Source organism: Actinoplanes hulinensis (genome assembly GCF_019429605.1).
GTDB classification, from domain to species: Bacteria; Actinomycetota; Actinomycetes; order Mycobacteriales; family Micromonosporaceae; genus Actinoplanes; species Actinoplanes campanulatus.
On sequence record NZ_JAHXZI010000012.1, the window covers coordinates 41,988 to 68,490 of the forward strand.

The 26,503-nt window shown below is 72.3% G+C and carries 24 protein-coding genes and 1 pseudogene; 19 read left to right on the top strand and 6 right to left on the bottom strand.

Translation table 11 applies throughout. The annotated features are described in order from the left end of the window. Positions 1–21 precede the first annotated feature (21 nt). The 4 genes and pseudogenes from KZ829_RS22755 to KZ829_RS22770 all read left to right on the top strand — a co-directional run. Entirely contained in the window at positions 22–882 is an 861-nt protein-coding gene (locus tag KZ829_RS22755) for a ComEA family DNA-binding protein (RefSeq protein ID WP_308285625.1), read from the top strand. Continuing rightward, positions 882–3,209: a ComEC/Rec2 family competence protein gene (locus KZ829_RS22760; RefSeq protein ID WP_220145961.1), complete on the top strand. Its 2,328-nt coding sequence runs from the start codon at positions 882–884 to the stop codon at positions 3,207–3,209. Before KZ829_RS22755 ends, KZ829_RS22760 begins: the two co-directional genes overlap by 1 nt. A gap of 230 nt (positions 3,210–3,439) precedes the next feature. Further along, positions 3,440–4,423, top strand: a complete 984-nt coding sequence (gene holA / locus KZ829_RS22765) for a DNA polymerase III subunit delta (RefSeq protein WP_220145962.1) — start codon at positions 3,440–3,442, stop codon at positions 4,421–4,423. Then, a pseudogene (locus KZ829_RS22770) lies at positions 4,420–4,650 on the top strand (hypothetical protein); the annotation flags it as partial. The gene holA and the pseudogene KZ829_RS22770, both read left to right, overlap by 4 nt. 740 nt (positions 4,651–5,390) lie before the next feature. Here the strand turns inward: KZ829_RS22770 and rpsT are convergent. Both rpsT and KZ829_RS22780 read right to left on the bottom strand, forming a co-directional pair. After that, positions 5,391–5,657 (bottom strand): 30S ribosomal protein S20, encoded by a 267-nt coding sequence (rpsT, locus tag KZ829_RS22775; RefSeq protein WP_220145963.1) that lies wholly within the window; start codon positions 5,655–5,657, stop codon positions 5,391–5,393. A gap of 167 nt (positions 5,658–5,824) precedes the next feature. Next, positions 5,825–6,799, bottom strand: a complete 975-nt coding sequence (locus KZ829_RS22780) for a phosphotransferase family protein (RefSeq protein WP_220145964.1) — start codon at positions 6,797–6,799, stop codon at positions 5,825–5,827. Between the two features lie 55 nt (positions 6,800–6,854). On the opposite strand from KZ829_RS22780, the gene KZ829_RS22785 reads away from it, so the two are divergent. From KZ829_RS22785 to KZ829_RS22800, 4 genes are all read left to right on the top strand, one after another. Beyond that, a complete protein-coding gene (locus KZ829_RS22785) occupies positions 6,855–7,388 on the top strand; it encodes a DUF4240 domain-containing protein (RefSeq protein ID WP_220145965.1) in 534 nt (177 codons plus the stop codon). 83 nt (positions 7,389–7,471) lie between these two features. After that, positions 7,472–8,173, top strand: a complete 702-nt coding sequence (locus KZ829_RS22790; RefSeq protein WP_220145966.1) for an MOSC domain-containing protein — start codon at positions 7,472–7,474, stop codon at positions 8,171–8,173. A gap of 91 nt (positions 8,174–8,264) precedes the next feature. Then, on the top strand, positions 8,265–10,151 hold the full coding sequence (gene lepA, locus KZ829_RS22795; protein ID WP_220145967.1) for a translation elongation factor 4: 1,887 nt from the start codon (positions 8,265–8,267) through the stop codon (positions 10,149–10,151). Positions 10,152–10,233: 82 nt separating this feature from the next. Next, positions 10,234–10,515, top strand: coding sequence for a GlsB/YeaQ/YmgE family stress response membrane protein (locus KZ829_RS22800; RefSeq protein WP_220145968.1), 282 nt, complete (start codon positions 10,234–10,236; stop codon positions 10,513–10,515). 78 nt (positions 10,516–10,593) lie between these two features. On the opposite strand, the gene KZ829_RS22805 is transcribed toward KZ829_RS22800, so the two are convergent. Continuing rightward, positions 10,594–11,460, bottom strand: coding sequence for a hypothetical protein (locus KZ829_RS22805; protein WP_220145969.1), 867 nt, complete (start codon positions 11,458–11,460; stop codon positions 10,594–10,596). A gap of 63 nt (positions 11,461–11,523) precedes the next feature. Next, positions 11,524–12,288 (bottom strand): enoyl-CoA hydratase-related protein, encoded by a 765-nt coding sequence (locus KZ829_RS22810; RefSeq protein ID WP_220145970.1) that lies wholly within the window; start codon positions 12,286–12,288, stop codon positions 11,524–11,526. Between the two features lie 27 nt (positions 12,289–12,315). Between KZ829_RS22810 and hemW the strand changes: the two genes are divergently transcribed. Beyond that, positions 12,316–13,515 (top strand): radical SAM family heme chaperone HemW, encoded by a 1,200-nt coding sequence (gene hemW, locus KZ829_RS22815; protein WP_220145971.1) that lies wholly within the window; start codon positions 12,316–12,318, stop codon positions 13,513–13,515. 3 nt (positions 13,516–13,518) lie between these two features. Here hemW and KZ829_RS22820 read toward each other — a convergent pair whose 3' ends face one another. Further along, complete coding sequence (locus KZ829_RS22820) at positions 13,519–13,980, bottom strand: DUF4870 domain-containing protein (RefSeq protein WP_220145972.1); 462 nt, start codon at positions 13,978–13,980, stop codon at positions 13,519–13,521. Between the two features lie 129 nt (positions 13,981–14,109). On the opposite strand from KZ829_RS22820, the gene hrcA reads away from it, so the two are divergent. From hrcA to KZ829_RS22835, 3 genes are all read left to right on the top strand, one after another. Further along, positions 14,110–15,135, top strand: coding sequence for a heat-inducible transcriptional repressor HrcA (hrcA, locus tag KZ829_RS22825; protein WP_220145973.1), 1,026 nt, complete (start codon positions 14,110–14,112; stop codon positions 15,133–15,135). A 34-nt stretch (positions 15,136–15,169) separates the two neighbouring features. Continuing rightward, positions 15,170–16,306, top strand: a complete 1,137-nt coding sequence (gene dnaJ, locus KZ829_RS22830) for a molecular chaperone DnaJ (RefSeq protein WP_208467465.1) — start codon at positions 15,170–15,172, stop codon at positions 16,304–16,306. Between the two features lie 401 nt (positions 16,307–16,707). Next, on the top strand, positions 16,708–17,442 hold the full coding sequence (locus KZ829_RS22835; protein WP_220145974.1) for a 16S rRNA (uracil(1498)-N(3))-methyltransferase: 735 nt from the start codon (positions 16,708–16,710) through the stop codon (positions 17,440–17,442). 79 nt (positions 17,443–17,521) lie between these two features. On the opposite strand, the gene KZ829_RS22840 is transcribed toward KZ829_RS22835, so the two are convergent. Then, positions 17,522–19,939: a beta-glucosidase gene (locus KZ829_RS22840; protein WP_220145975.1), complete on the bottom strand. Its 2,418-nt coding sequence runs from the start codon at positions 19,937–19,939 to the stop codon at positions 17,522–17,524. Positions 19,940–20,012: 73 nt separating this feature from the next. Here KZ829_RS22840 and KZ829_RS22845 point away from each other — a divergent pair, with 73 nt between their 5' ends. From KZ829_RS22845 to era, 7 genes are all read left to right on the top strand, one after another. Then, positions 20,013–20,360 carry an HIT domain-containing protein gene (locus tag KZ829_RS22845; protein WP_308285626.1) on the top strand — a complete coding sequence of 116 codons (348 nt, stop codon included), beginning with the start codon at positions 20,013–20,015 and terminating at the stop codon, positions 20,358–20,360. Continuing rightward, positions 20,357–21,754 (top strand): serine hydrolase domain-containing protein, encoded by a 1,398-nt coding sequence (locus tag KZ829_RS22850; protein ID WP_220145977.1) that lies wholly within the window; start codon positions 20,357–20,359, stop codon positions 21,752–21,754. The genes KZ829_RS22845 and KZ829_RS22850 overlap by 4 nt, the downstream gene beginning before the upstream one ends. A gap of 116 nt (positions 21,755–21,870) precedes the next feature. Then, entirely contained in the window at positions 21,871–22,950 is a 1,080-nt protein-coding gene (locus KZ829_RS22855) for a PhoH family protein (RefSeq protein WP_220145978.1), read from the top strand. A gap of 24 nt (positions 22,951–22,974) precedes the next feature. After that, positions 22,975–23,445, top strand: a complete 471-nt coding sequence (gene ybeY, locus KZ829_RS22860; RefSeq protein ID WP_183226208.1) for an rRNA maturation RNase YbeY — start codon at positions 22,975–22,977, stop codon at positions 23,443–23,445. Between the two features lie 2 nt (positions 23,446–23,447). Continuing rightward, positions 23,448–24,797: a hemolysin family protein gene (locus KZ829_RS22865; protein WP_220145979.1), complete on the top strand. Its 1,350-nt coding sequence runs from the start codon at positions 23,448–23,450 to the stop codon at positions 24,795–24,797. Beyond that, the gene (locus KZ829_RS22870; RefSeq protein ID WP_220145980.1) at positions 24,790–25,170 is read left to right on the top strand and encodes a cytidine deaminase-like protein; all 381 of its coding nucleotides are present in this window, start codon (positions 24,790–24,792) and stop codon (positions 25,168–25,170) included. The genes KZ829_RS22865 and KZ829_RS22870 overlap by 8 nt, the downstream gene beginning before the upstream one ends. A gap of 449 nt (positions 25,171–25,619) precedes the next feature. Further along, positions 25,620–26,495 carry a GTPase Era gene (gene era, locus KZ829_RS22875; protein WP_220146171.1) on the top strand — a complete coding sequence of 292 codons (876 nt, stop codon included), beginning with the start codon at positions 25,620–25,622 and terminating at the stop codon, positions 26,493–26,495. The last annotated feature ends 8 nt before the right edge of the window (positions 26,496–26,503 follow it).

Below are 26,503 nucleotides of genomic sequence, written 5' to 3' on the forward strand. Positions count from 1 at the left end.
GATCGCTCCTACGGTCGGCCCGTGCGAGAGGCGAAGGATAGCGGTGATGTCGTGGGGGCGCGGCTGCGGGCCGTGCTCGACGGGGGCGCGGCACCGGCGGATGGGCCGCTGGAGTGGGCGGACATCATTCCCGCCTGGTCGGCGGAGGAGGACGATGTCTCCCCTTTAGGGAGCCGTTCGTCCGGCGGTTCGCCGGGTGGGGACGCTCCGCCCGCCGCTGGCTCGGGCGCCTTGCCGGGTGAGGGGGCTTTCGAGGGCGGGCGCCGGCGGTGGTTGCACGCCTTCGATCCGGGGCGTCCCGGGGTGCGGGCGCTCGGCGCGGTGGCGCTGACGGTCGTGCTGATCGCGGCGTTCGTGGCGTGGCGGGCCCGGCCGCGGGTCGATCCGGTCGAGCCGTCCCCGGTGGTCGCGGAGGCGGGCCCCTCGGCGCTGCCCCGGCCCGCCGCCTCCTCCGGCGAGGTGGTGGTGGCGGTGGGCGGCAAGGTCCGGCGGCCGGGCCTGGTGCGGCTCAGCCCGGGCGCCCGGGTCGCCGACGCCCTGACCGCCGCGGGTGGGGCCGACCCGGGCGTGGACGTGGCGATGCTCAACCTCGCGCGGAGGGTCGCCGACGGTGAGTTGATCATGGTGGGGGTCACGCCGCCGCCGGGTGCCGTGCCGGCGGCCGGGCCGTCCGCTCCGGCCGGCCCCGGATCGCTGGTGAATCTGAATGCCGCCACCCTTGCTGATCTGGACGGATTGCCCGGGGTCGGGCCGGTGCTGGCGCAGCGGATCCTGGACGCGCGCGAGACGCAGGGCGGGTTCCGGGCGGTCAGCGACCTGCGGAAGGTGGACGGCATCGGGCAGGCCCGGTTCGAGCAGCTGAAGGACCTGGTGACGGTCTGATGGGCGGGGCTGTTCCGGATCTTCGGCTGGCCGGGTTCACGATCGGGCTGTGGCTCGCGGCGCTGGGCGCGCTGCACCTCTCCGCCGGGTGGGGGATCGTGGCCGGGGCGGGTGGCCTGGGGTGCGCGGCGGTTCTCGCCGGGGCGCTCAGGTCCGCTGCCGTGGTGCGCTGGATCGGCGTGGCGGTGGCGCTCGGGGCCGGGTGCGGAGCCGTCGCCACCGCGGCGCGGATGTCGGTGCGGGAGGCGCCGGCGCTGTCCGTGCTCGTCGAGTCCGGTGCGACGGTCCGGGCCGCCCTCGTGGTGCGTGACGATCCCCGGCTTCTGGCCCGGTCGGCCGGGCCGCCGACGTTTCTGGTGGCGGTCACCCTGGAGTCGGTGACCCCGGAGGACGCGCCGCCGGTCCGGCTCTCCGCGCGGGCCCTGGTGCTCGGAGCCGATCCGGGCTGGCGGGGGCTGCTGCCCGGGCAGCGGGTCACGGTCACCGGCCGCCTCCTGCCGCCCCGCCCCGGGGACCTGCGGGCCGCGGTGCTCTCGGCGCGGACCCCACCGGTGCCGGAGGGCCGGCCGTCGTGGGCGCAGCGCGGCGCCGGTGTGCTGCGGGCGGGACTCCAGCGGGCCTGTGAGCCGCTGCCCGACGACTCCGGCGGCCTGCTGCCGGGCCTGGTGGTGGGCGACACCAGCCGGCTGGACCCGGCGCTGGAGGAGGACTTCCGGGCCACCGGGCTCACGCATCTGACGGCCGTCTCGGGGACGAACGTGGCGATCGTGCTGGGTGTCGTGCTGTTCGTGGTGCGCCGGTTCCCGGCCGGGCCGGTCCTCTGCGCGGTGCTGTGCGCGGTCGCGCTGGCCGGGTTCGTGATCCTGGCCCGTCCGTCACCCAGCGTGATCCGGGCCGGTGCGATGGGCGCCATCGGGCTGTTGGGTCTGGCCAGCGGACGGCCACGGGCGGCGGTGCCCGCGCTGGCCGCCGGGGCCGCGGCGCTGCTGATCGCCGACCCGGAGCTGGCCGCCGATCCGGGGTTCGCGCTGTCGGTGCTCGCCACGGCCGGGTTGCTGCTGCTCGCGCCGGTCTGGCGGGACGGGCTCCGGCGGGCCGGATGCCCCGCGGGGGTGGCGGAGGCACTGGCCGTGCCGGCCGCCGCACAGGTGGCCTGCGGACCGGTGGTGGCGGCCATCTCCGGCACGGTCAGCCTCATCTCGGTGCCGGCGAATCTGGTCGTGGTCCCGGCGATCGCCCCCGCCACGCTGCTCGGCGTGAGTGCGGCGGTGCTCTCGCCGGTCTGGCCGGCGGCCGCCGAGTTCATCGCGTGGCTCGGGCACTGGCCGGCGGAGTGGCTGGTGCTCGTCGCGCACACCGGTGCGCGGGTCCCGGCGGGCGCGCTGCCCTGGCCGGACGGCGCGGCCGGCGGGCTGCTGCTGGCCGGGCTGACGGTGGCCGTGCTGTTAGCCGCGCGGCGGGCGATCGTGCGGCGGCTGGCGACCGTGGTGGCGCTCGGGGCGGTCCTCGGTGCGCTGCCGGTGCGGTTGCTCTCCCCGGGGTGGCCGCCGCCGGGGTGGTTCGTGGTGGCGTGCGCGGTCGGGCAGGGAGACGCCGTGGTGCTGGCCGCCGGGGCGGGGCGGGCCGTGGTGGTGGATGCCGGGCCCGAACCGAACGCGGTGGACCGGTGCCTGCGGCGGCTCGGTGTGCGCGAGGTGGCGGTCCTCGTGGTCAGCCACTTCCACGTCGACCACATCGGCGGCGTCGACGGGGTGTTCCGGGGCCGTCGGGTGGGTGCGGTGATCGGGCCCGCCTGGCCGGAGCCGGCGAGCGGGCGGGCCGCGGTGGAGAAGGCCGCCGCGGAGGCCGGGGTCGCGGTGGGGGTGGCCGGGGCCGGGTGGGCGTACTCGGTCGGTGGGCTGCGGCTGGAGGCGCTCGGACCGATCACTGAGATGCGCGGCACCAACTCGGATCCGAACAACAACTCGCTGATCCTGCGAGCCGGGGCCGGCGGTCGTTCGGTGCTGCTGCTCGGCGACGCGGAGACCGAGGAACAGGAGGATCTCGTCGCGGGCCTGGGGGCGGCCGGGCTTCGGGCCGACGTGCTCAAGGTCGCTCACCACGGGAGCGCGCTGCAGGCGACGGCGCTGCTGGACGCCGTGCGGCCGGCGGTGGCGCTGGTGTCGGTCGGGCGGGACAACGACTACGGCCATCCCAACGCCGGGGTGATCGGGCGGATCGCGCGGGACGGGGCGCGGGTCCTGCGTACCGATGAGTCGGGGGACGTGGCCGCGGTGATCGTGGAGGGGCAACTGGCGGTGGCGGTCAGGGGTGATCCGCCGGCGTGATGATCCTTCCCGGCAGCGCGACACGCCCGGGGCGGCGCGAAATTTGCGCCTGATAACGCTCAATAGGGGATGAAAGGTGCAAACAGTCATGGCAGGGCGTTGGTCCTGAGCACGCGACCCTGCGGACGGGGCGACATGTCGGGCTGCCGATATGTCTGGTTTCGCGTTCGGTGATCGGCGTTCTGCGCTAACGAGTGAGGCTCGCGGACTTGTCGCTCCCCCGTGCGACGATGTTGCGCGTGAATGCCGTGCCGCCCCCCTCGTTGCTGCTCGTCCAAGGCGATGAGGAGCTGCTCGCCGCCCGTGCCGTCGCTGAGGCCGTCGAGGCGGCCCGAGCCGCTGACCCCGGCGCGGACGTTCGGGAGTTCGAGGCCGGGTCACTGGTCGCCGGTGAGGTCGCCGAGATCCTCAGCCCGTCGCTGTTCGGCGGCCGCCGGGTCCTGGTGATCCAGAGCGGTCAGGATGCGCGTAAGGATCTGACGACCGCACTGCTCGCCTACGCGAAGAACCCCGACCCCGACGTGACACTGATCGTCACCCATGTGGGCGGGGCCAAGGGCAAGGCGTTCGCTGACGGGCTGCGGGCCGCCGGCGCGACCGTGGTGCCCGTGATGAAGCTGAAGAAGGACTCGGAGCGGATCGCGTTCGTGCGCAACGAGTTCCGCCGCAACGGTGCCCGCTGTGACGACACCGCGGCCTCCGCCCTGCTCCAGGCGGTCGGCAACGACCTGCGCGAGATCGCGGCGGCCTGCTCCCAGCTGCTCGCCGACACGGACGGAAAGATCACCGAGGCGGTGGTGGCCCGCTACTACAAGGGGCGCGCCGAGGTGACCGGGTTCGCGGTGGCCGACGCCGCCATGGTCGGCGACCTTCCCGGTGCGCTGGAGGCGCTGCGCTGGGCGCTGCACGTCGGGGTCGACCCGGTGCCGATCGCCGACGCGCTCGCCGACGGCGTGCGGACCGTGGCACGGGTCGCGTCGGCGGGGCGGGGAAATCCGTACCAGCTGGCCGGCACGCTCGGCATGCCGGCCTGGAAGATCGAGAAGGCCCAGGGGCGCAGCCGCGGCTGGACCCCGGAAGGGCTGGCCGACGCCATGCGTGCGGCCGCCGAGTGCAACGCCGCGGTCAAGGGCGGCGCCGAGGACCGGGGCTACGCCCTGGAACAGACCGTCTTCGCGATCGCGGCGGCTCGCCGGGACGGAGGAAACCGATGACCCGGACGATTCGTTCCCGCCGCGCCGACGAGGCGAACCGGCCGCTGTACGCCCGGGCGCTGCGGCTCCGGCGCCTCGCGCCCAGCGGGCTGCTCTGCTTCGTCTTCCTCGAGGGCGCGGTCGTTCTCGGCATCCTCCTCGCACTGGCCGAACTGGTCAGCTGGTGGGGGGTGCTCGTCCTGCCGGTCACCGTGGCGCTGATGGTGAAGTTCAACGACCTGGTGGCCGGTGTGATCACGCCGCGGCAGGTGGCCACCGAGACCGCGTCGGCGCGGGTGGCCGTGCTGCGCCCGGCCACCATGCCGGAGCACGGGCAGGCGTCCTCGGAGACGCTGTCGGAGTACCGGTCGGTCGAAGAGACGGGGACCGCGCGCTACGCGCCGGAGCGGAAGACCGCCGAATACGGCCCGGCGGCGCTGTCCGAGTCGCTCGGGGACGGGTTTCCGACGGAGGACCTGCCCGGTGTGCCGGCGGTGGGATATCCCGGCACGTATTCCCGGGGGCCTGCCTACGGTGACGTCGGGGGCAACCACAACGCCGGGCCGGGGCACGGTGGAGCCGGTCCTGCTGGTGGCTCGCTTCATGCCCAGCCGGCGGTGACGCCCGCGACCGGGTACGGCTCGGCTGCCCAGGACCCGGCGGAGGACGCCGGTGCCGCGGGGAAGGGCGCGCCGATCCGGCGGCCGTGGGCCGAGCAGCTGGACACGCGGCAGCAGATGGCTCGTCAGGCGGCGGCTCGCCGCTACGAGTGAGGGCCGCTCCTCAGCATCAGGCGGTGTGACGGACCGGTCTGGTCCGCACCCGCCGTCATTGATTCCTAACCCGTACCGCTGAAAATGGGACCGGGCACCGCTGTGGACCCGAAGGTCCGGCGGTGCCCGGTTGTGTCCAAACCGGCTCACCCCGAAGGGCGGCCGGAGTCAGCTACCGCTGCTGTGCGGCTCTGACATGATCCGGAACGAGCGGATCAGACGGACAGCGCGGCGATCTTCTTGGCGATGGCCGACTTGCGGTTCGCCGCCTGGTTCTTGTGAATGACGCCCTTGCTGACGGCCTTGTCCAGCTGACGCGAGGCGTCACGCAGAAGAGCGGTGGCCGACTCGACGTTGCCCGAGTCGCTCGCCTCGTGCAGCTTGCGGATCACGGTCTTCAGCGAAGACTTGACCGACTTGTTGCGCAGACGGGCCTTCTCGTTCTGCCGGTTGCGCTTGATCTGGGACTTGATGTTCGCCACGCGACAGCCTTGTCCTGACTAGGTTCGGAAAAAATGGTCTCAAGCGATGGTCGCCTCGCCATCTGTCCCGACTCGGAGCCGGAGCAGTTGACAGGGTGTCACCACACGCGATGAGCCAGACTACCAGCACCGTTCCGAGCCGCCAAAACGGCTCCGCCCCCCCGCGGTCAGCGAGTCCAGCCGCGGCGCTCGGCCAGCCAGGCCAGCGCCTGGGTTCCGCTGAACCGCTGATGCTGACGGCTGTGCGGGGAGGCGCTGGTCGGCCCGTCGGCCGCCCGGACCAGCCAGTACCCGGCCAGCGCGGCCAGGGCGCCGTCCACCCCGTCCGGCGGCGGGTTCCACGTCCGGATGTGGGCGTCGGTGTCGAGGCCGCTGGCGTACGCGCTGATCAGGAGCGTGACCGTGTCGAACCAGGGTGCGCCCAGGCAGGGCCACGTCCAGTCGCAGAGCCAGGCCCGGCCGGAACCGTCGACCAGGACGTTGTCGACGCGCAGGTCGCCGTGGCACATGCCGGGGCCGCCGGCGGTCGAGGGCAGCCGGCGTTCGAGGTCGGCCAGTTCGCCCAGCCGCTCCGGCGCGACGGTGCCCCGTGCGGTCACCGGCATCGGCTCGTGCCCCGCCTCGATCAGTGACCACCAGGACATCTCCTCGCGCAGGATGTCCGGCAGCGTGGGCAGCCCCACGGCGAGCAGTTCGGGGGAGGGGCGGGCCAGCGCCGACGCGGCCCGGCCCCAGGAGGCCAGCGTGGCCTCCAGGTCGGCCCCGGACCACGGCAGCGACGGGATCCGGCCGTCGACCGGCTCCATGCACAGGACGAACCATCCGGCCTCGGCCAGGGTCCAGCGGGGCCGGGCCGCGATCACCTCCCCGGGGAGGGCCGCGGTGATCGCCTGCTCACGTGCGTACCACTGGGCGGTGGGGTCGTCGAGCCGGGCGGCCTTGACGAAGGCATGGGCGCCGGTCCCGGTGGTGAGCAACGCGGCGAAGGCCCGGGTGAAACCGCCGCCGGCGCTGCGCGCGGCGACGACCGGCGATCCGAGGCGCGCGGCGATCGCCTTTCGCACGCCACGCGGCAGATCAGACCATTCCGGGCGTACGGCGGTGGCGTCGTACGGTACGTCGGGCAGCGAGATCGGCCGCATGTTCCCCATCCTGCCGCCGGCGGAATTGTCGTACCCCACTGGGAGGATCGCAGGCATGAGAACCGACGATTTCTGGGCGGTCATCGACCGTGCCACCGCCGACCGGCCGGCCTCGCCCGCCGAGGTGGCCGAGCGGGCCGTCGCCGACCTGGCCACGCGCGATCCGGAGGAGATCGTCGCCTGGGGCCGTCACCTGGACAAGGTGATGGCCGCGTCCGGCACCGAGGATCTGTGGGCCGCCGCCTACCTGATCAACGGCGGCGTCGACGAGGCCGGGTTCGACGCGTTCCGGGGCTGGCTGATCGCCCACGGGCGCAAGGCCGTCGCGGCGGCGGTGCAGAAGCCCGATGTGCTCGCCAACGTTGTCGTGATCAAGGAGGCGGCCGACACCGGCGCCGTCTTCGCGGCCGAGGAGGTGCTCGACATCGCGGCCCGGGCCTACGAGCAGGCCACCGGTGGGCCGCTGCCGGCGGGGGAGCGGCCACGCACCCGCCCGGAGGTCGCCGAGCTTTGGGATTTCGACAACGAGGAGGAGATGCACCGCCGTCTCCCGCGCCTGTCCGCCCTCTTCCTGGAGCCACCGGACTGACGTGCGGGCCGGGTGGGCCGGCGGGCGTCCGGGGCGTGGGTCCGGACCCGGCCTGGTCGGGCGGGTTGGGCAGACTCGGCGGCATGAGTGCTGAATCGGGAAGTGTGGCCGCGGTCAGTCGCAACGACGTCTACTCGTTTACGAAGCCGAACCGCGACGAGATCGTGCTGGTGGCCGGGATCGGTGTGGAGGGCGACGTGCACGCGGGCGTGCACGTGCGGCACCGCAGCCGGGTGAAGGCAGACCCCACTCAGCCGAACTTGCGGCAGGTGCACCTGATCCAGGCGGAGCTCTTCGCCGAGGTGGCCCCGAAGGGTTACGACGTGCCCTCCGGCGGCCTGGGCGAGAACGTGACCACCCACGGCCTCGACCTGCTCGGGCTCCCGCGCGGCACGATCCTGCGTTTCGGCGCCGAGCCGGCTGAGGGGCCGGGCGGCGGGGACGGGGTGGCGGTGCTGGGGGCCGTCTTCGCGGCGGCCGACGCCGCGACGCTGGACGAACCCACCGCCCGGGCCGCGGCGGCCGTCAAGGAGGCCGCCCGGCGGGACGGCGGTGGCGATCCACGGCCCGCGGTCATCCTGGCCGGGCTGCGCAATCCCTGCGCGCAGATCAACGGGTTCCGGGCCGGCCTGCTCAAGGAGGTGCTCCGGAAGGACGGGCGGGGCAACCCGGTCCGCAGGGCCGGGGTGATGGGGGTCGTGCTGCGGGGTGGGGTGATTCGTCCCGGGGATCCGGTTGCCGTGGAGCTGCCGCCGGGCCCGCGGGGACCGCTCGAACGGGTGTGATCGGACCTGCCCTCGCGGGCGTGGGACGATAGGGGGCGCCGGCTGAGATCCGGCGCCCACCCGAACCCGAAGACCAGCCCGAGAAGAACGGATGACCGTGCCTGGACCGCTCGACCCCGGCGTGAACGTGATCGGATCGACCGATCCGAGCCGTATCCGCAACTTCTGCATCATCGCCCACATCGACCACGGCAAGTCGACGCTGGCCGACCGGATGCTGCAGATCACCGGGGTGGTCGACCCGCGCCAGATGCGCGCGCAGTATCTCGACCGGATGGACATCGAACGCGAGCGCGGCATCACGATCAAGTCGCAGGCCGTGCGCATGCCCTGGGTGGTCCGCGAGGGCGACAAGCAGGGCGAGTCCGCCGTCCTCAACATGATCGACACCCCCGGTCACGTGGACTTCACCTACGAGGTGTCCCGCAGCCTGGCCGCCTGTGAGGGCGCGATCCTGCTGGTCGACGCCGCGCAGGGGATCGAGGCGCAGACTCTCGCCAACCTGTACCTGGCGATGGAGAACGACCTCCACATCATCCCGGTGCTCAACAAGATCGACCTGCCGGCCGCCCAGCCGGAGAAGTACGCCGAGGAGCTGGCCAAGCTGATCGGCGTCGAGCCCAGCGACGTGCTGCGTGTCTCCGGCAAGACCGGCGTCGGCGTGGACCACCTGCTCGACGAGATCGTCCGGCAGTTCACGCCGCCGGTCGGTGACCCGGACGCCCCGGCCCGCGCGATGATCTTCGACTCGGTGTACGACGTCTATCGCGGCGTGGTCACCTACGTCCGGGTGATCGACGGCCGGATCCAGGCCCGCGACCGGATCAAGATGATGTCCACCGGCGCCGTGCACGATCTGCTGGAGCTGGGTGTCGCCTCGCCGGAGATGGAGAAGGCGGGGGCGCTCGGCGTCGGCGAGGTCGGCTACCTGATCACCGGTGTGAAGGACGTCCGCCAGTCGAAGGTCGGCGACACCGTCACCGGCAACAACCGTCCGGCCAAGGACGCGCTCGGCGGTTACAAGGAGCCGAAGCCGATGGTCTACTCGGGTCTCTACCCGATCGACGGCTCGGACTACCCGGCGCTGCGTGACGCGCTCGACAAGCTCAAACTCAACGACGCCGCGCTCACCTACGAGCCGGAGACCTCGGCGGCGCTCGGCTTCGGCTTCCGCGTCGGCTACCTGGGCCTGCTGCACCTGGAGATCATCGGCGAGCGGCTGGAGCGCGAGTTCGGCCTGGACCTGATCTCCACCGCGCCGAACGTGGTCTACCAGGTGATCACCGAGGACGCGAAGGAGACGGTGGTCACCAACCCGAGCGAGTTCCCGAACGGCAAGATCGCCGAGATCCACGAGCCGGTGGTGCGCGCCACCGTCCTGGTGCCGAACGAGTACGTGGGCGCCGTCATGGAGCTCTGCCAGAGCCGCCGCGGCAGCCTGCTCGGCATGGAGTACCTGTCCTCCGAGCGGGTGGAACTGCGCTACACGCTGCCGCTCGCCGAGATCATCTTCGACTTCTTCGACCAGCTGAAGAGCAAGACCAAGGGGTACGCGTCACTCGACTACGAGCCCTCCGGTGAGCAGGTGGCCGACCTGGTGAAGGTGGACATCCTGCTGCACGGCGAGCCGGTCGACGCGTTCAGTGCCATCGTGCACAAGGACAACGCCTACTCGTACGGCACGACGATCGCCGCCAAGCTCCAGAAGCTCATCCCGCGGCAGCAGTTCGAGGTGCCCATCCAGGCGGCCATCGGCTCCCGGATCATCGCCCGCGAGACGATCCGCGCGATCCGCAAGGACGTGCTCGCGAAGTGCTACGGCGGTGACATCAGCCGGAAGCGGAAGCTGCTGGAGAAGCAGAAAGAGGGCAAGAAGCGGATGAAGATGGTGGGCCGCGTGGAGGTTCCGCAGGAGGCCTTCATCGCCGCGCTCTCCACCTCCGACAGCACCGACGCGAAGGGGTCAGGCAAGAAATAGGGCGGTTTGATTCCTCGGGGGGTCGGGAACACAGGGGCTCGATGGACGCAACCACCAAGCTCCACCCCCGAGGAGGAACCTCATGGAATTCACGCTCACCGGCATCATCGTCGCCCTGATCGTCGGACTCGTGGTCGGCGCGCTCGGCCGGCTCGTCGTACCGGGCCGCCAGAACATCCCGCTCTGGCTGACCCTGGTCGTCGGTGTGGTGGCCGCTCTGCTGGGCACCGTGATCGCCCGCGCCGCGGGTGTCGCGAACACCGCCGGTTTCGACTGGATCGAGTTCTTCTTCCAGGTGGCTCTGGCCGCCATCGGTGTGGCGCTGGTCGCCGGTGTCGGTGGCCGTCGCGGTATCACCCGGTGATCGCGGCCTGACCGCGAAGACGGAAACGCCGGTCCCGCCCCCGCGGGCCCGGCTTTCCGCGTCTGAGGGGCGCAGAACTCAGTGGAAGACCTCGGCGACCACCTGCGCCGGGTCGCCGGCGCTGCCGTCGGTCACCGGCTGCCACTTCCCCTCGGGGGCGCGCCATTCGAGATCACCGAACCGGACCCGTTCGAGACCGGTGCCCGAGGCGTGCGAGACCAGCCAGTGCGCGAACCGCCAGCCGACGCTGGGATCGGCCACGGCCACGGTCAGGCCGGCCGTCTCGGCGCTGCGGGCCTGGCCGCCCAGCTTCTTGCCCCAGTCCAGCTGGAGGCTGCTGAGCAGGGCGGTGGCAGCCTCCGCGCCGCGGATGGCCGGGGTGTCCGGGACGACGCACTCGACGGCCCCGGTGGCCCGGCCGGTCAGCGCGGCGGCCAGCACCCGGGACTCGTCGGCCCATTTCTCGTACGCGTTCGGGTACGCCGAGCGCTGCACCCGCTGGGCCGCGTCGGTGACCCGCATCTTCTCCCAGCCCTTGACCTTCTTGAGAGCCGTGTAGAACTTGCCGGCCGAATACCTAGGGTCCATGATCTGCTCCACCGTGCCCCAGCCCTGGCTGGGCCGCTGCTGGAAGAGGCCGACCGAGTCGCGGTCCCCGCCGTCCAGGTTCTCCAGCTCCGACTCCTGGAAGGCGGTGGCGAGCGCGACCACCACCGCCTGCTCGGGCATCCCCCGGCGCACGCCCACGGCGGCGATCGTCGCCGCGTTGGCCATCTGTGCCGAGTCCAGGGTCACCTCGCCCTCGGCGCTGACCGTGCACTCCGGGCCCAGCTGCGGCAGCTTGATGCTGCCCGCCAGGTTGTTGATCAGCACGATCACGCCGACCACGCCGACGAGGGTCAGCGCGGTGATCACACCCACGATCGATCTGGTTCGCACCGTCACCTCCTCAGCCGAGCCGGACGCCCAGCCTAGACAACGACCGCTCGTGCCCCGGGCGGGGATGATTCATCGAACCCAGTCGGGGTCACGCCTCTCCCGGGACGCCGCCACACCCTCCCGGCCCTCCGCGGACTTGAAGTATCCCGCCGACCGCTGTGCGAGATCGGCCAGGTCGGTACGGATGGACTCGCTCCGCGTACGCCGGAGAAGTTGTTTGGTGCCGGCGAGCGCGAGTGGCCCGCCGCGGATGAGTGACGCGCAGTAGGCCGCGACAGCGGCATCGAGATCCTCCTCGGCGACCGCCGCGGTGACCAGGCCCACTTCGGCGGCCCGGGTCCCGTCGAAGACGTCGCCGGTGAGATAGAGCTCGGCGGCGGCCCGGGGCGCCAGGCGCGGCAGCACGGTGGAGCTGATCACCGCGGGGATCACTCCCAGCCGTACCTCGGTGAAGGCGAACGTCGCCGACCGGGCGCAGACCGCGATGTCGGCCGCGCCGATCAGGCCGAGGCCGCCGGCCCGGGCCGGACCGCCGATCCGCGCCACCACCGGCTTGGGGAATTCCCAGAGCGCGGCCAGCACGTCGGCGAGCATCTCGGCGGGCAGTTTGTCGCCGGGCCGGGCGGCGGCGGTCTCCTTGAGGTCGACGCCGGAGCAGAACACCGGGCCGGTATGGGACAGGACCACCACCCGGGAGTCCGGGTCGGCTGCCGACGCGGCCAGCGCGTCGAGCATCCGCCGGAGCAGGGCGGTGGAGAGGGCGTTGCGGTTTCCGGGGTTGTCCAGGGTAAGGGTGGTCACCCCGGCGCCGGTGGCGGTACGGACCAGATCCATGCCGGGAACCTTAACTACGCTTGCTGGATGGCCGGCGCACTCCCCGATGGTGAACCCGTACCCGACGACGGGTCGCTCCCCGACGAAGCCACCCGTGAGGTCGGCAAGGACGGGTTCGCCGTCTACGTCCACGTGCCGTTCTGCGCCAGCCGCTGCGGCTACTGCGACTTCAACACGTACACGGCGAGCGAGCTGGGCGGCGGGGCGAGCCGCGAGGAGTACGCCGACACCGTCCTGGCCGAGCTGGCCCTGGCCGCCCGGGTGATCGAGCCGGGCCGGGTGGACACCGTCTTCGTCGGCGGCGGCACACCCACCCTGCTGCCGGCCGGCGACCTGGCCCGGATCCTGGACGGCATCGACCGCACCTGGGGCCTGGCCCCCGGCGCCGAGGTGACCACCGAGGCCAACCCGGAGTCGGTGGACCCGGCCTACCTGCGGGAACTTCGCCGCGGCGGGTTCACCCGGATCTCGCTGGGCATGCAGTCGGCCGCCGAGAACGTGCTGCGGGTCCTGGACCGCCGGCACACCGCCGGACGGGCGCCGCGGGCCGCCGCCGAGGCCGGGGAGGCCGGGTTCGAGCACGTCAACCTCGACCTGATCTACGGCACGCCGGGGGAGACCCCGGAGGACTTCGCGGCCTCGCTGGACGCCGTGATCGGCGCCGGGGTGGACCACGTCAGCGCGTACGCCCTGATCGTCGAGGACGGCACCCGGATGGCCGGCCGGATGCGCCGGGGCGAGCTGCCGTACCCCTCGGACGACGTGGCGGCCGACCGCTACCTGGCCGCCGAGGCCGCGCTGAGTGAGGCCGGTCTCACCTGGTACGAGGTGTCCAACTGGGCGCAGCCGGGCGGGGAGTGCCGGCACAACCTGCTGTACTGGACCGGCGCCGACTGGTGGGGTCTCGGGCCGGGCGCGCACAGCCACGTCGGCGGGGTCCGCTGGTGGAACGTGAAGCACCCGGTGACCTACGCGAAACGCCTGGCCGCCGGGACCTCGCCGGGCCACGCCCGGGAGACGCTGAGCGGTGACGACCGGCACATGGAGGACGTCATGCTCCGGGTCCGGTTGCGCGACGGCATCCCGCTGGACCGGGTCGACGCCACGGGCGCCGCGCGGGCCCTGGCGGACGGGCTGCTCGAGCCGGGGGCGTACGACGACGGCCGCCTCGTGCTCACGCTGCGCGGCCGCCTGCTGGCCGACGCGGTCATCCGTGACGTGGTGTGAGTCTCACCTGATGAAGCGCGCGCTCAGCGGATAGTTGAACGGCTCGTTGTTGGCCGCCTTCACCCCGGCGACCACACCCAGGATGGTGGCGATCAGCCACGCCGCGCCGACGATGAAGACGCCCACCCCGACGCAGATGAGCACGCTGCCGACCAGGCCGATGATGCCCCAGAGAAGCTGGAAGTTGAGCGCCTTGACGGCCTCCTCCCGCACGTACGGCGAGGTGTTCCCCCGGGCCAGCAGGGCGACCAGCGGCGCGATCCAGCCGAAGAACGTGCCGCCGAAGAACGCGCCGGCCGCCCCGCCGAAGTGCGCCACCAGGATCCAGGTGCGCTCGTCGCCGGCGGTGGACGGAGGCCTGTAGCCGTACCCCGGAGGCGGGTTGTAGGGAGGCGGCGGATATCCGCCCGGCGGCTGATAGCGAGCGGTCGGATCGTCGTCCGGTGGGCGGGGCTGTTCTGTCATGAAAGACACGCTAGGACCCGCTATCGAGCCGGTCGAGGACCAGGCAGGTACTTTCGATCATCGCGCTGCCGCCCCCGGGGACGTAGACTGGCACTCTATTAGCGGGAGTGCCAGAGGGGGAGGGGTCATATGAGTCTGGATGACCGCAAGCTCGAGGTGCTCCGGGCGATCGTCGAGGACTACGTCGAGACCCAGGAGCCGGTCGGCAGCAAGGCCCTGGTGGACCGGCACAAGCTCGGCGTCTCTCCGGCCACCGTGCGTAACGACATGGCGGTGCTGGAGGAGGAGGGCTACATCCGGCAGCCGCACACCAGCGCCGGGCGGGTCCCCACCGATGCCGGCTACCGGCTCTTCGTCGACCGGCTCACCCGGATCAAGCCGCTCAGCCCGGCCGAGCGCCGCGCGATCGAGCGCTTCATGGTCGGCGCCGTCGACCTGGACGATGTGGTGCACCGCACGGTCCGCCTGCTGGCCCAGCTCACCCGCCAGGTCGCCGTCGTTCAGTACCCGTCGCTCTCCCGGTCCTCGGTGCGCCATCTGGAGCTCGTGCCGATCTCCACCACCCGCCTGATGCTCGTGATGATCACCGACACCGGCCGGGTCGAGCAGCGCCTCGTCGAGATGCCCGGCCCGGTGCACGACGGCGACGTGTGGGACCTGCGCCGCCGCGTCAACGAGAAGCTCTCCGGTCAGCGGCTCGCCGACACCCCACCCCTGGTGCAGCGGCTGGTCGACGAGTGTGACGATCCCGAGCGACGGGCCACGATGGCATGCCTCGCGTCGGTACTCTTGGAGACCCTCGTCGAGCGGAGTGAGGAGCGCCTCGCCCTCGCCGGCACGGCCAATTTGACACGTGGCGGTGTGCTGGACTTCCAGGGCACGCTACGGCCCGTCCTCGAGGCTCTCGAGGAGGAGGTGATCCTGCTGAAGCTCATCGGCGACCTGGAGCCCCGGACCACCCGGGTCCGGATCGGTGACGAGAACGAGATCGACAACCTGCGGTCGGCGTCCGTGGTGAGCAGTGGTTACGGACCGGGCACCACGATCGTTGGTGGGCTCGGCGTGCTGGGGCCCACCCGGATGGACTACCCCGGCACTATCGCTACCGTTCGTGCAGTGGCACGCTACGTTGGCGACCTGTTGGCACAGAATTGACGGATTCGCGCAGACATTGAGGACTCCAAACCCCGTGGCCAAGGACTATTACGGAATTCTCGGTGTGAGCCGGGAGGCAACCGACGACGAGATCAAGCGCGCCTACCGCAAACTCGCTCGGCAGTACCACCCGGACGTCAACCCGGATCCGGAAGCGCACGACAAGTTCAAAGAGATCAACGCGGCGTACGAGGTCCTCTCCGACGACCAGAAGCGCCAGATCGTCGATCTCGGCGGTGACCCGCTCGCGCCCGGTGGCGGCATGCCCGGCGGTGCCGGCGGCGCCGGCCCGTTCGTCGGCTTCCAGGACATCATGGACGCCTTCTTCGGCACGGCCGCCGGCGGCGGCTCCCGGGGCCCGCGCCCGCGCACCCGTCCCGGCGCCGATGCCATCCTGCGTCTCGAGCTGGACCTGGTGGAGACCGCCTTCGGTGTGGAGGCGCCGATCACCGTCGACACCGCGGTGCTCTGCACCCAGTGCTCCGGCGCCGGCACCGCGCCCGGCACCCACCTGGCCACCTGCGAGGTCTGCGCGGGCCGCGGCGAGGTCCAGTCGGTGCAGCGCACCTTCCTCGGCCAGGTCGTCTCGTCGCGCCCCTGCCAGAACTGCCAGGGCCACGGCACGGTCATCCCGACCCCCTGCCCGACCTGCGCCGGCGACGGCCGGATAAGGACACGCCGCTCGCTCACCGTCAAGATCCCGGCGGGCGTCGAGGACGGCATGCGGATCCGCCTGGCCCAGCAGGGCGAGGTCGGTCCCGGCGGCGGCACCGCCGGCGATCTCTACGTGGAGATCCACGAGCGGCCGCACGACGTCTACTCGCGCAAGGGCGACGACCTGCACTGCCGGGTCACCCTGCCGATGACCGCGGCCGCGCTCGGCACCCGGATGACGATCAAGACCCTCGACGGCGAAGAGAACATCGAGGTCAAACCGGGCACTCAGCCGGCCAGCACGTTGCGTATCCGCGGCAAGGGCGTCCCGCACCTGCGCGGCCAGGGCCGTGGCGAGCTCTTCGTGCACCTCGACGTCAAGACGCCGACCAAGCTCACCGCCGACCAGGAGCGCATGCTGCGCGAATTCGCCAAGACCCGCGGCGAGGACGTGGCCGAGCTCTCCAAGCAGGGCGGCTTCTTCAGCCGGATGCGCGACGCCTTCAACGGCCACTGAGAGCTACGCATCCGACGACCCGGCGCCGTCCCTGACAAGATCAAATTCAAGATCATGTCGTAGCCGGGTGGTGGGTGCCGACCGCCGCTCCCGCCGAGGACCGGGCGGTGGCGAGTTGGCCGCTGGCGCGTCCAGGACACTCACCGCCACCCGGTGACCTGAGTGAGCGGTCCCGCTGACCCCGCACAGACCACCCGCACACGCGGCGCCCAGCCGCACACGCGGCGCGCTTCGCGCGCGGGCCTGGTGCCACGCGGCGCCCACCCGCACACGCGGCGGGTTTTGTGTGCGCGTGCCCCGCGGTGGTCGGCGTGTCGGTGGGTGGTCGCGCGTGCGGCGGACGCGTGAGCGATCGGCGGTGCTGGTCGGTGCTGGCTCCGGGCGAGGGGTACGTTTCTGGGATGTCCGCGCCGCTGTTCCTGGTCGATAGCCTGCCCACCGGATCGTCGTACACACTGGACGGCCCGGAGGGGCATCACGCCGCCACCGTGCAGCGGCTTCGGGTCGGTGAGGCGATGATCCTCGCCGACGGGCGTGGCGGCACCGCCCGGGCCGAGGTCACCGCGGTCGGGCGGGGCAGCGTCGAGGTGATGGTCAGCGCGGTCGGCCAGGAGCCGGCCGCCGACCCGAGGCTGGTCGTCGTGCAGGGCATCGCCAAGGGTGACCGGGGCGAGTTGGCCGTACAGGCGATGACCGAGGTCGGGGTGGACGAGATCCTGCCCTGGGCGGCGTCCCGGTCGGTGGCCCAGTGGCGCGGCGACCGTGGTTTCAAGGCTCGCGACAAGTGGACGGCCACCGCCCGTGAGGCCGCCAAGCAGGCCCGCCGCTCCTGGCTGCCGGTGGTGACCGGCGACCCCGACTGCTCGACCAAACGGGTGGCGTCCCGCATCGCCGGGGCGGCGGCCGCCTTCGTGCTGCACGAGGAGGCCACCGAGCGCCTCTCCACCGCAGCTCTGCCGGAACAGGGCGACATCGTCCTGGTGGTCGGCCCCGAGGGCGGCATCAGCGACGCCGAACTGGAGACCTTCCGCGATGCGGGCGCGACCCCGGTCCGCCTGGGCACCGCGGTCCTGCGCACCTCCACCGCCGGAGTGGCGGCCCTAGCCGTCCTGAACAGCCGCCTGACCCGCTGGTAACCCCTTCAGCTGGCCCCCAGAGCTGTTTCAAGGGCAGTGAGACAGCTCTGGCAGCCAGCTGAAGAATTCCGGCTGGTTGTCAGGGCTGTTTCGGCGGGCGTGAGGCAGCTGTGGGCGCCGGCTGGAGGGGTTGGGTGAGGGTGAGGGTGGTGGTCAGGCGGGGGGCGTCGAGGGCGTGTGCGGCGGTCACCGTGTAGTCGCCGGGCACCGTGCGCCAGCCGCCGTCCCACACCTGGAAGGCGCGCTCGGGCAGCGGGATCGTCACGGTCACCGTCTCTCCGGGGGTGGCCGTGGCGGTGGCGAAACCGGCGAGCCACCGCTCCGGGCGGGCCACCGGGCCCGGCTGGTTCGCCGACAGGTACACCTGCACGACCTCTCGGCCGGGGCGGTCGCCGGTGTTGGTGAGCGTCACCCGCGCCCGCGTGGCGTCGAGCGTGATCTCCCCGTACGCCCAGGTGGTGTAGCCCTGACCGGAACCGAACGCGAAGAGGGGGCGGGCCGACCAGCCGCGGTAGCCGATCCGGATGTCCTCGCCGTAGGCGAGCGTGCCGTCCGTAGGACGCACCTCCAGGACCGGGCAGTCCTCCTCCCGGCGCGGCCAGGTGGTGGGCAGGCGGCCGCCCGGCTCCGCGACGCCGAGCAGCACGTCGGCCAGCGCGGCACCGGCCTCCTGTCCGGGGAACCAGGTGAGCAGCACCGCGGCCGCCTCCCCGGACCAGGGCAGCAGCACCGGCGAGCCGGCGTTCACCACCACGATCGTGCGCGGGTTGGCCGCGGCCACCCGGGACACCAGCTCGTCCTGGCGGCCGGGCAGGGCCAGCGAGACGCGGTCGAAGCCCTCCGACTCGACCTGCTCGGTGGTGCCGACCACGACGACCGCCACGTCCGAGCGGGCGGCCAGCTCGACCGCCTCGGCGATCAGGCCGTCGTCGTCCGGACCGGGCGCCCGGTGGCCGAGCGTGGTGGAGACCGAGTGGGCCATGCCCGGTTCGAAGGTCTGCCGCAGCAGCACCGGAACCGGTACGCCGGCCTCCAGCTTCACGGTGAACCGCTGCTCGCGCGGGTGCAGCAGCAGGTCGGCGCGGCCGGTGCCGGGCGGGTGCAGCGAGCCCTGGTAGCGCGTCTCGCCGCCGACGACCAGCTGGAACGCGCCGAACCCGGAGACCGCCAGGACGTGTTCGCCGCCGACCGCCGGGGTGATCTCGGTACGCAGTTCGAGGGTGGTGATCGCGGCCACCGGCAGCCCGCCGGGCGGGTCGCCGAGCCAGCGGATGGTGGCCGTCTCCACTCCGAAGTCGTGCCCCTCGGCGGAGAAGGTGAACGGCGCCCAGTCAGGGCCCTGCGCGGGCGGCAGGAACGGGCGCGGGTCGGCGCCGACCGCGTGGGCCACGTCGACCCCGGGCAGCGCCGCGCGCAACCCGTCCAGCGGGGAGATCACGTGCCGCGGGGTGACCTGGGCGCTGCCGCCGCCGAGCACCCGCGCGTCGGTGGCCAGCGCGCCGATCACCGCGACCCGGGTGAGGTCGGCGGCCCGCAGCGGCAGGGTGGCGTGTTCGTTGCGGGCGAGGACGAACGACCGGACCGCCACCTCGTGCGCCACCGCGTCGCCGTCCTCCTCCGGCGGCGGCGCGGGAAGAGCGTGCCCGTCCAGGGCCCCGGTACGGGCGGCGAGCCGCAGCACCCGGCGCACCTTGTCGTCGATGACCTCCTCCGGCACGGCTCCGGAGCGGACCGCCTCGACCAGCGCCGGACCCCACGGGTTGTCCATGGCCGGCATCGCGATGTCGAGCCCGCCGAGCGCGGCCGCCACGGTGTCCCGGGCGGCCCGCCAGTCGGAGACGACCACGCCGTCGAAGCCCCACTCCCGTTTGAGGATCTCGTCCTGGAGGCGCCCGTTCGCGGCCATCGGCGTGCCGTTGACCCCGTTGTACGCGCTCATCACGCCCCACCCGCCGGCCGCCGCCACCCGCTCGAACGGGGCCAGGTAGATCTCCCGCAGCGCCCGTTCCGGGATCTGGACGTCCACCGTCATCCGGTCGGTCTCGAAGTCGTTGCCGACCAGGTGCTTGACCGTGGTGCCGACCGAGTGCGCCTGCACCCCGGCCACGAACCCGGCCGCGATCTCCCCGGTGAGCAGCGGGTCCTCCGAGTAGCACTCGAAGTGGCGGCCGTTCAGCGGGGTGCGGTGCATGTTGACGGTCGGGCCGAGCAGCACGTGCACGCCCTTGCGCCGGGCCTCCTGGCCGAGCAGCCGGCCGGCCCGTTCGGCGACCGTGGTGTCCCAGGTGGCGGCGAGCGCGGTGGGGCTGGGCAGGGCCACGGACGGGTCCTCGGGGGTGTAGCCGGTGCCCCGGACACCGACCGGGCCGTCCGACATGACCAGTGACCGCAGTCCGATGTGGGGCACCGCCGGCAGCGACCAGAAGTCCTGTCCGGTCAGCAGGGACACCTTCTCCTCCAGCGTGAGCCGGTCGAGAAGGTCGTCGAGATCGGTCATGAGAGCGCTCCCAGGAGTGTGTCGGAGGTTCCGGCGCCCATCTGAGCACACCCCCGGCCATAAGATCCATGAGGTGGAAAACACCTGTCTGTTCTGCCGCATCCTGGGCGGCGAGATCCCCGCCACCGTCGTGCACCGGACCGAGACCACCCTCGCCTTCCGTGACATCGACCCGAAAGCGCCCAGCCACGTCCTGGTCATCCCGGTCGCCCACCACGCGAACGTGATCGAGCTGGCCGCCGATCCGGCCGCGGCCGCCGACGTGCTGGCCACCGCCGCCAAGGTCGCCGAACTGGAGGGCCTGACCGACGGCTTCCGGGTCATCTTCAACACCGGGGAGCACGGCGGTCAGGAGGTCCATCACGTGCACGCGCACGTCGTCGGCGGCGCCCCGCTCGGACCGATGCTGGCCGGCCGATGAGCGCGCCCACCCCTCGCTACGAGCGCGCCGCCCGCCGGGCCCAGGCCGACGGCCGGATACCCGCGCTCTCGGTGGCGCTGCACCGCGCCGACCGGGAGCCGTGGGTCTTCACCGTCGGCGACTCCGGCAACCCGGACCACCCCCTCGGGCCGGGCACCCGCTTCCGGATCGGGTCGGTCACCAAGACCTTCACGGCGGTGCTGGTCATGCAGGCCCGGGACGAGGGCCTGGTCGACCTGGACGCGCCGATCGGCAAGTACCTCGACGTGCCGGCGCACGGCGACGCCACGGTCCGCCGGCTGCTCTCGCACACCGCCGGGTTCCAGCGGGAGCCGTACGGCGACATCTGGGACACCCTGATCGCCCCGGACGCCGGCCGGATGCTCGCCGAACTGGACCGGGCCGAGCGGGTCCTGCCCAACGCCCGGCGGTTCCACTACTCCAACCTCGGTCTCGCGGTGCTCGGCCAGATGGTCGCCGGCCTGCGCGGCGGCACCTGGGCGGAGGTCCTCACCGAGCGCGTCCTCACCCCGCTCGGCCTGGAGCACACCACGGCCGGCCGGCCGCCGGAAGCGGCCGTCGGCTACCTGGTCGACGCGTACTCCGACGCGGCCCGCCCGGAGCCGCCGGTCGACGTCGGGGGCGTGGCCCCGGCCGCCCAGCTCTGGAGCACCGCGGCCGACATGGCGAAGTGGGCCGCCTTCCTGGCCAGCCCGGAGATCGCCGACCCGGACGGCAGGGTGCTCGCCGCAGGCACCGTCGACGAGATGCGCTGGCCGCTCACCACCACCGACGAGAGCCTCTGGGCGGCCGGGTTCGGGCTCGGCCTGATCCTGGTACCGGAGGGCAAGCGGGTCATGCACGTGGGCCACGACGGCGCCATGCCCGGTTTCCTGGCCGGCGTCTACGGCCGGCGGGGCGGCGACGGCAACCCGGGCGCGCTCGGCTGTGCGGTGCTCGGCTCCTCCGGCACCGCCGGGCAGACCAACGAGCTGGTCCACGAGCTGTTGCGGCTCGCCGCCGAGCTGGACCCGGCGGAGATCCGGCCGTGGCGGGCCGCGCCGCCCGCGCCGCCCGCGTACCGGCCGGTGCTCGGCCGCTGGTGGAGCGAGGGCATGGAGTTCGTCTTCGCCTGGCACGACGGCCGGCTCCAGGCGCGGGCCGCCGAGGCGCCGGCCGGGCGCCCGCCGGCGATCTTCGAGCCGCTGCCGGACCGGCCTGACGTGCTGCGTACCGTCTCCGGGCGGGAGGCCGGCGAGCTGTTGCGGCTCACCCGCGACGACAGCGGGGCGGTGGTCCGGATGCACTGGGCGACCTACCGGTTGACCCGTCTTCAGGAGGGCTTCGACGGGGGCCCGGCGAGCGACGGGCCGGAAACCACTAACCGGCGATAATGGCATCGGCGGGCGGGCGGCCGAGCGGATAGGATGGCACGATCCTTGAGCGAGCCGCCCGACCCGCGGTGGCGAAGTAGAAGAGAGCAGGTGGCGGAGGCCCTTCGGGCCACCCTATGACCGGTACGCCGAACGAATCCAGCACTGGCTCGACCAGCCCGGTGCGGGCGCAGACCAAGATCTCGGTGAGCGATCCGAAGATCATGGTGAACCTGCTCGGCGCCAAGGACGAGATCCTCCGGCTCATCGAGCGCAACCTCGACAGTGACGTGCACGTCCGTGGCAACGAGATCACCATCACCGGCGATCCGGCGGAGAACGCGACGGCCGAGCGCCTCTTCTCCGAGCTGATCGAGTTGATCGAGAAGGGCGAGACGCTCAGCGTCGACGCCGTCCGCCGCACCCTGCGGATGCTCGAGGAGAACACCTCCGAGCGCCCCGCCGAGGTGCTCACCCTCAACATCCTGTCCCGCCGCGGGCGCACCATCCGGCCCAAGACGCTGGGCCAGAAGAAATATGTCGACGCCATCGACCAGAACACCATCGTCTTCGGCATCGGCCCCGCCGGCACCGGTAAGACGTACCTGGCCATGGCGAAGGCGGTGCAGGCCCTCCAGGCCAAGCAGATCAACCGGATCATCCTGACCCGGCCGGCGGTAGAGGCGGGGGAGCGGCTCGGCTTCCTGCCCGGCACGCTGACCGAGAAGATCGACCCGTATCTGCGGCCGCTCTACGACGCGCTGCACGACATGCTCGACCCGGAGTCCATCCCGCGCCTGATGGCCGCCGGGACGATCGAGGTCGCGCCGCTGGCGTACATGCGTGGCCGCACGCTGAACGACGCGTTCATCATCCTGGACGAGGCGCAGAACACCACGCCCGAGCAGATGAAGATGTTCCTGACCCGGCTCGGGTTCGGGGCGAAGATCGTGGTGACCGGTGACGTCACCCAGATCGACCTGCCCGGCGGGACGACCAGTGGCCTCAAGATCGTGCGGGAGATCCTGCGCGACGTGGAGGACGTGCACTTCGCGGAGCTGTCCAGCTCCGACGTGGTGCGGCACCGGCTGGTCGCCGAGATCGTCGACGCGTACGCGCGCTACGACGCCGTCCAGGAACAACAGTCGGCACAATCCGTCCACGCCGTGCCGGGCCGGGCCGCCAGCGGTGGCCGGGCACCGGGCCGCCGGCGCTGATTCGCAAGGGGTAATCGCACCACTATGTCCATCGAGATCGCCAACGAGTCGGGAGTCGAGGTCGACACCGACGCGATCCTCGCGGTTGCCCGGCACGCCCTGGACGAGATGGGGGTCAACCCGCTCGCCGAGCTGTCGATCCTGCTCGTCGACATCGAGTACATGGCTGAGCTGAACCACCGGTGGATGGGCAGCGACGGCCCGACCGACGTGCTCGCGTTCCCGATGGACGAGGGCAGTGTCGACCACGGCCCCGGCGAGTCCGGCACCGGTGAGCCGGCCCTGCTCGGCGACATCGTGCTCTCCCCGGAGGTGGCCGCCAAGCAGGCCGCCGCGGCCGGGCACGCCGCCGCCGACGAGCTGCACCTGCTCACCGTGCACGGCGCCCTGCACCTGCTCGGCTACGACCACGCCGAGCCGGAGGAGGAGCGCGAGATGTTCGCCCTGCAGAACAAGCTGCTGCAGAGCTGGCGCGCCGGGCGTAAAGCCGGCTGATCATGGACCCCGCGTCGGCCGGGCTTCCGGACCTGCAACTGATCCTCCTCGCGGTCGCTCTGGTGCTGCTCGCCGGCCTGGCCTCGATGACCGACGCCGCGCTGGCCACCGTCTCGCACGCGCGCGCCACCGAGCTGGCCCGGGAGGGCCGCCGCGGTGCGGGCGCGCTGACCGCGGTGGCCTCCGACGTGGTGCGCTACGTGAACCTGCTGCTCCTGCTGCGGTTGCTCTGCGAACTGACCGCCACCACGCTGGTGGCCCTGGTCGCGGTGGACACCTGGGGTGTCGGCTGGCGGGCGGCGCTGGTCTCGGCGGGCGCCATGACACTGGTCAGCTTCGTGGTGGTGGGGGTGGCCCCGCGCACCCTGGGGCGCCAGCACGCGTACGCGGTGGGCCGGGCGACCGCCCCGCTGGTGCGCTGGCTCGGCCGGGTGCTCAACCCGCTGGCCCAGCTGCTGATCCTGATCGGTAACGCGGTGACACCCGGCAAGGGGTTCCCGGAGGGGCCGTTCGGCAGCCAGGTGGAGCTGCGGGAGCTGGTCGACCTGGCCGAGCAGCGCGGTGTGGTGGAGCACGGCGAACGCGAGATGATCCACTCGGTGTTCACCCTCGGTGACACGATCGCCCGCGAGGTGATGGTGCCGCGGACCGAGATGGTGTGGATCGAGGCGTCCAAGACGTTGCAGCAGGCGCTCTTCCTCTTCCTGCGGTCGGGTTTCTCACGGATCCCGGTCATCGGTGAGAGCGTCGACGACGTGCTGGGCGTGCTCTACCTCAAGGACGTCATCCGGCTCACCCAGAACGGCAATCCCGACGCGACCGCCCAGGCGGTGGCCGAGGCGATGCGCGCGGCCAACTTCGTGCCCGAGTCGAAACCGGTCGACGACCTGCTCTCCGAGATGCAGGCGGCCCGCAACCACCTGGTGATCGTGGTGGACGAGTACGGCGGCACCGCCGGCCTCGTGACGATCGAGGACATCCTCGAGGAGATCGTCGGCGAGATCACCGACGAGTACGACGTCGAGCGCCCACCCATCGAGTACCTGGAGGACGGGGCGGTGCGGGTGGCCGCGCGGCTGCCGATCGAGGACCTGGGCGAGGTGTACGGCGTGGAACTGCCCGCCGACGAGGTGGAGACGGTCGGCGGCCTGCTGGGGCAGACGCTGGGCCGGGTGCCCATTCCGGGTGCCGAGGCGGAGGTCGGGGGCCTGCACCTGACCGCCGAGGGCGCCATCGGGCGGCGTAACCGGATCGACTCGGTGCTGGTGCGCCGGGTGCGGCCGGAACCCGCCGCCGAGCAGGACGATGAGAACGTTGCCGAGAACGAGGAAAGACAACCCGCCGATGCCTGACCAGACCTTCGCCGCCGTCGCCGTTCCGGGCGCCGGCGACATTCCGCTGAGTGCCGAGGACGCCAAACTGGTGACCCTCGCGCGCAGCTCCCGTGCCCGGGTGGGCGCGTCCGAGGGCGCGGCGGTGCGTGACCAGGACGGCCGCACCTACGCCGCGGCGACCGTCGCGCTGCCCCACCTGTCGGTGACGGCGTTGCAGTTGGCGGTCGCGCAGGCGGCCGCGTCCGGGGCGACCCGGCTGGAGGCGGCCGCCGTGGTGACCGAGTCCACCGAGCTGGAGGGCGCGGGCCACGCCGCGGTGCGTGACCTGGCCGCCGGCGCGCCGATTCACCTGGCGGGCCCGAGCGGCACGCTGTTCGGCACGGTCCAGTGATGGCGGACCAGCCGGAGAAGAAGCGCGGTCAGGCTCCCAAGAAGACGCCTGCCGCGCTGCGTGGTCAGGCCCCGAAGAAGGCGTCCGCCGAGCAGCACGCTCAGGCCCCGAAGAAGGCGGCGGACGAGCGCCGTCTCACCGCGGGGGAGCGCAACGAGCTGCGGCGTCAGGAGCGGCGGGTGGCCCGCCGGGCCGCGGAGCAGGGCGCGGAGCAGGGCGGGCGGTCACGCGGCGGCTCCGGCGCGGGCCGGGCTTCCACCGCATCGGGTACGCCGAACGCGCCCCGTCGTGGTGGAAGTGATGGAAAACCTACGGGTAAGGCCGGGCTTCCCACGAGCTCCCAGGGGCGGGGTGGTGCTTCTGCCGACAGCTCACCCCGTACCGGAAAAGGGGTTTCGCCGAAGAAGCACCGGCACAAGGCCGCGAGTGCCGCGAAGCGTGATGATGGGGTGTACCGTGCCGGTTTCGCCTGTTTCGTCGGGCGGCCGAACGCGGGCAAGTCGACGCTGACGAACGCGATCGTGGGTCAGAAGATCGCGATCACCTCGAACAAGCCGCAGACGACCCGGCACGTCATCCGCGGCATCCTGCACCGGCCGGACGCGCAGCTCGTCCTGGTCGACACCCCGGGCCTGCACCGCCCCCGGACCCTGCTCGGCGAGCGGCTGAACGACCTGGTCCGCGAGGTGTGGAGCGAGACCGACGTGATCGGGGTGTGCTTCCCGGCGGACGAGCCGATCGGCCGCGGCGACCGCTTCATCTCGTCGGAGATCAGCGAGCTGAAGGCCAAGGTCATCGCGGTGGTCACCAAGGTCGACCTGGTCGACCCGGCCACCCTGGCGCAGCGCCTGCTCGCCGTCTCCGAGCTGTACGACTTCGCGGAGATCGTCCCGGTGAGCGCGGTCTCCGGTCATCAGGTGGAGACCCTGACCGACGTGCTGGTCAAGCACCTGCCGGAGTCGCCGCAGCTCTATCCGGACGACGTGCTGACCGACGAGCCGGAGCAGGTGCTGATCGCGGAGCTGATCCGGGAGTCGGCGCTCGAGGGCGTGCGCGACGAACTGCCCCACTCGATCGCGGTCATGGTCGAGGAGATGCTGGTCGAGGGCAAGCTCACCCGCATCTACGCGGATCTCTACGTGGAGCGCGACAGCCAGAAGTCGATCGTCATCGGGACCCGGGGCGCGCGGCTCAAGGAGGTGGGCTCGCGTGCGCGGACGGAGATCGAGAACCTGCTCGGCCGGCGGATCTACCTGGACCTCCACGTTCGAGTCGCCAAGGAGTGGCAGCGCGATCCGAAGCAACTGCGTAAGCTAGGTTTTTAATCGAAACT

What these genes read in the sequence shown, in the direction of transcription:
- KZ829_RS22760 (WP_220145961.1), top strand. Translation starts at nt 882, where the DNA reads ATGGGCGGGGCTGTTCCGGATCTTCGGCTGGCCGGGTTCACGATCGGG.
- holA (WP_220145962.1), top strand. Translation starts at nt 3,440, where the DNA reads ATGTTGCGCGTGAATGCCGTGCCGCCCCCCTCGTTGCTGCTCGTCCAA.
- KZ829_RS22780 (WP_220145964.1), bottom strand. Translation starts at nt 6,799, where the DNA reads ATGCGGCCGATCTCGCTGCCCGACGTACCGTACGACGCCACCGCCGTA.
- KZ829_RS22785 (WP_220145965.1), top strand. Translation starts at nt 6,855, where the DNA reads ATGAGAACCGACGATTTCTGGGCGGTCATCGACCGTGCCACCGCCGAC.
- KZ829_RS22790 (WP_220145966.1), top strand. Translation starts at nt 7,472, where the DNA reads ATGAGTGCTGAATCGGGAAGTGTGGCCGCGGTCAGTCGCAACGACGTC.
- lepA (WP_220145967.1), top strand. Translation starts at nt 8,265, where the DNA reads ATGACCGTGCCTGGACCGCTCGACCCCGGCGTGAACGTGATCGGATCG.
- KZ829_RS22800 (WP_220145968.1), top strand. Translation starts at nt 10,234, where the DNA reads ATGGAATTCACGCTCACCGGCATCATCGTCGCCCTGATCGTCGGACTC.
- KZ829_RS22810 (WP_220145970.1), bottom strand. Translation starts at nt 12,288, where the DNA reads ATGGATCTGGTCCGTACCGCCACCGGCGCCGGGGTGACCACCCTTACC.
- hemW (WP_220145971.1), top strand. Translation starts at nt 12,316, where the DNA reads ATGGCCGGCGCACTCCCCGATGGTGAACCCGTACCCGACGACGGGTCG.
- KZ829_RS22820 (WP_220145972.1), bottom strand. Translation starts at nt 13,980, where the DNA reads ATGACAGAACAGCCCCGCCCACCGGACGACGATCCGACCGCTCGCTAT.
- hrcA (WP_220145973.1), top strand. Translation starts at nt 14,110, where the DNA reads ATGAGTCTGGATGACCGCAAGCTCGAGGTGCTCCGGGCGATCGTCGAG.
- KZ829_RS22835 (WP_220145974.1), top strand. Translation starts at nt 16,708, where the DNA reads ATGTCCGCGCCGCTGTTCCTGGTCGATAGCCTGCCCACCGGATCGTCG.
- KZ829_RS22840 (WP_220145975.1), bottom strand. Translation starts at nt 19,939, where the DNA reads ATGACCGATCTCGACGACCTTCTCGACCGGCTCACGCTGGAGGAGAAG.
- KZ829_RS22850 (WP_220145977.1), top strand. Translation starts at nt 20,357, where the DNA reads ATGAGCGCGCCCACCCCTCGCTACGAGCGCGCCGCCCGCCGGGCCCAG.
- KZ829_RS22855 (WP_220145978.1), top strand. Translation starts at nt 21,871, where the DNA reads ATGACCGGTACGCCGAACGAATCCAGCACTGGCTCGACCAGCCCGGTG.
- ybeY (WP_183226208.1), top strand. Translation starts at nt 22,975, where the DNA reads ATGTCCATCGAGATCGCCAACGAGTCGGGAGTCGAGGTCGACACCGAC.
- KZ829_RS22865 (WP_220145979.1), top strand. Translation starts at nt 23,448, where the DNA reads ATGGACCCCGCGTCGGCCGGGCTTCCGGACCTGCAACTGATCCTCCTC.
- KZ829_RS22870 (WP_220145980.1), top strand. Translation starts at nt 24,790, where the DNA reads ATGCCTGACCAGACCTTCGCCGCCGTCGCCGTTCCGGGCGCCGGCGAC.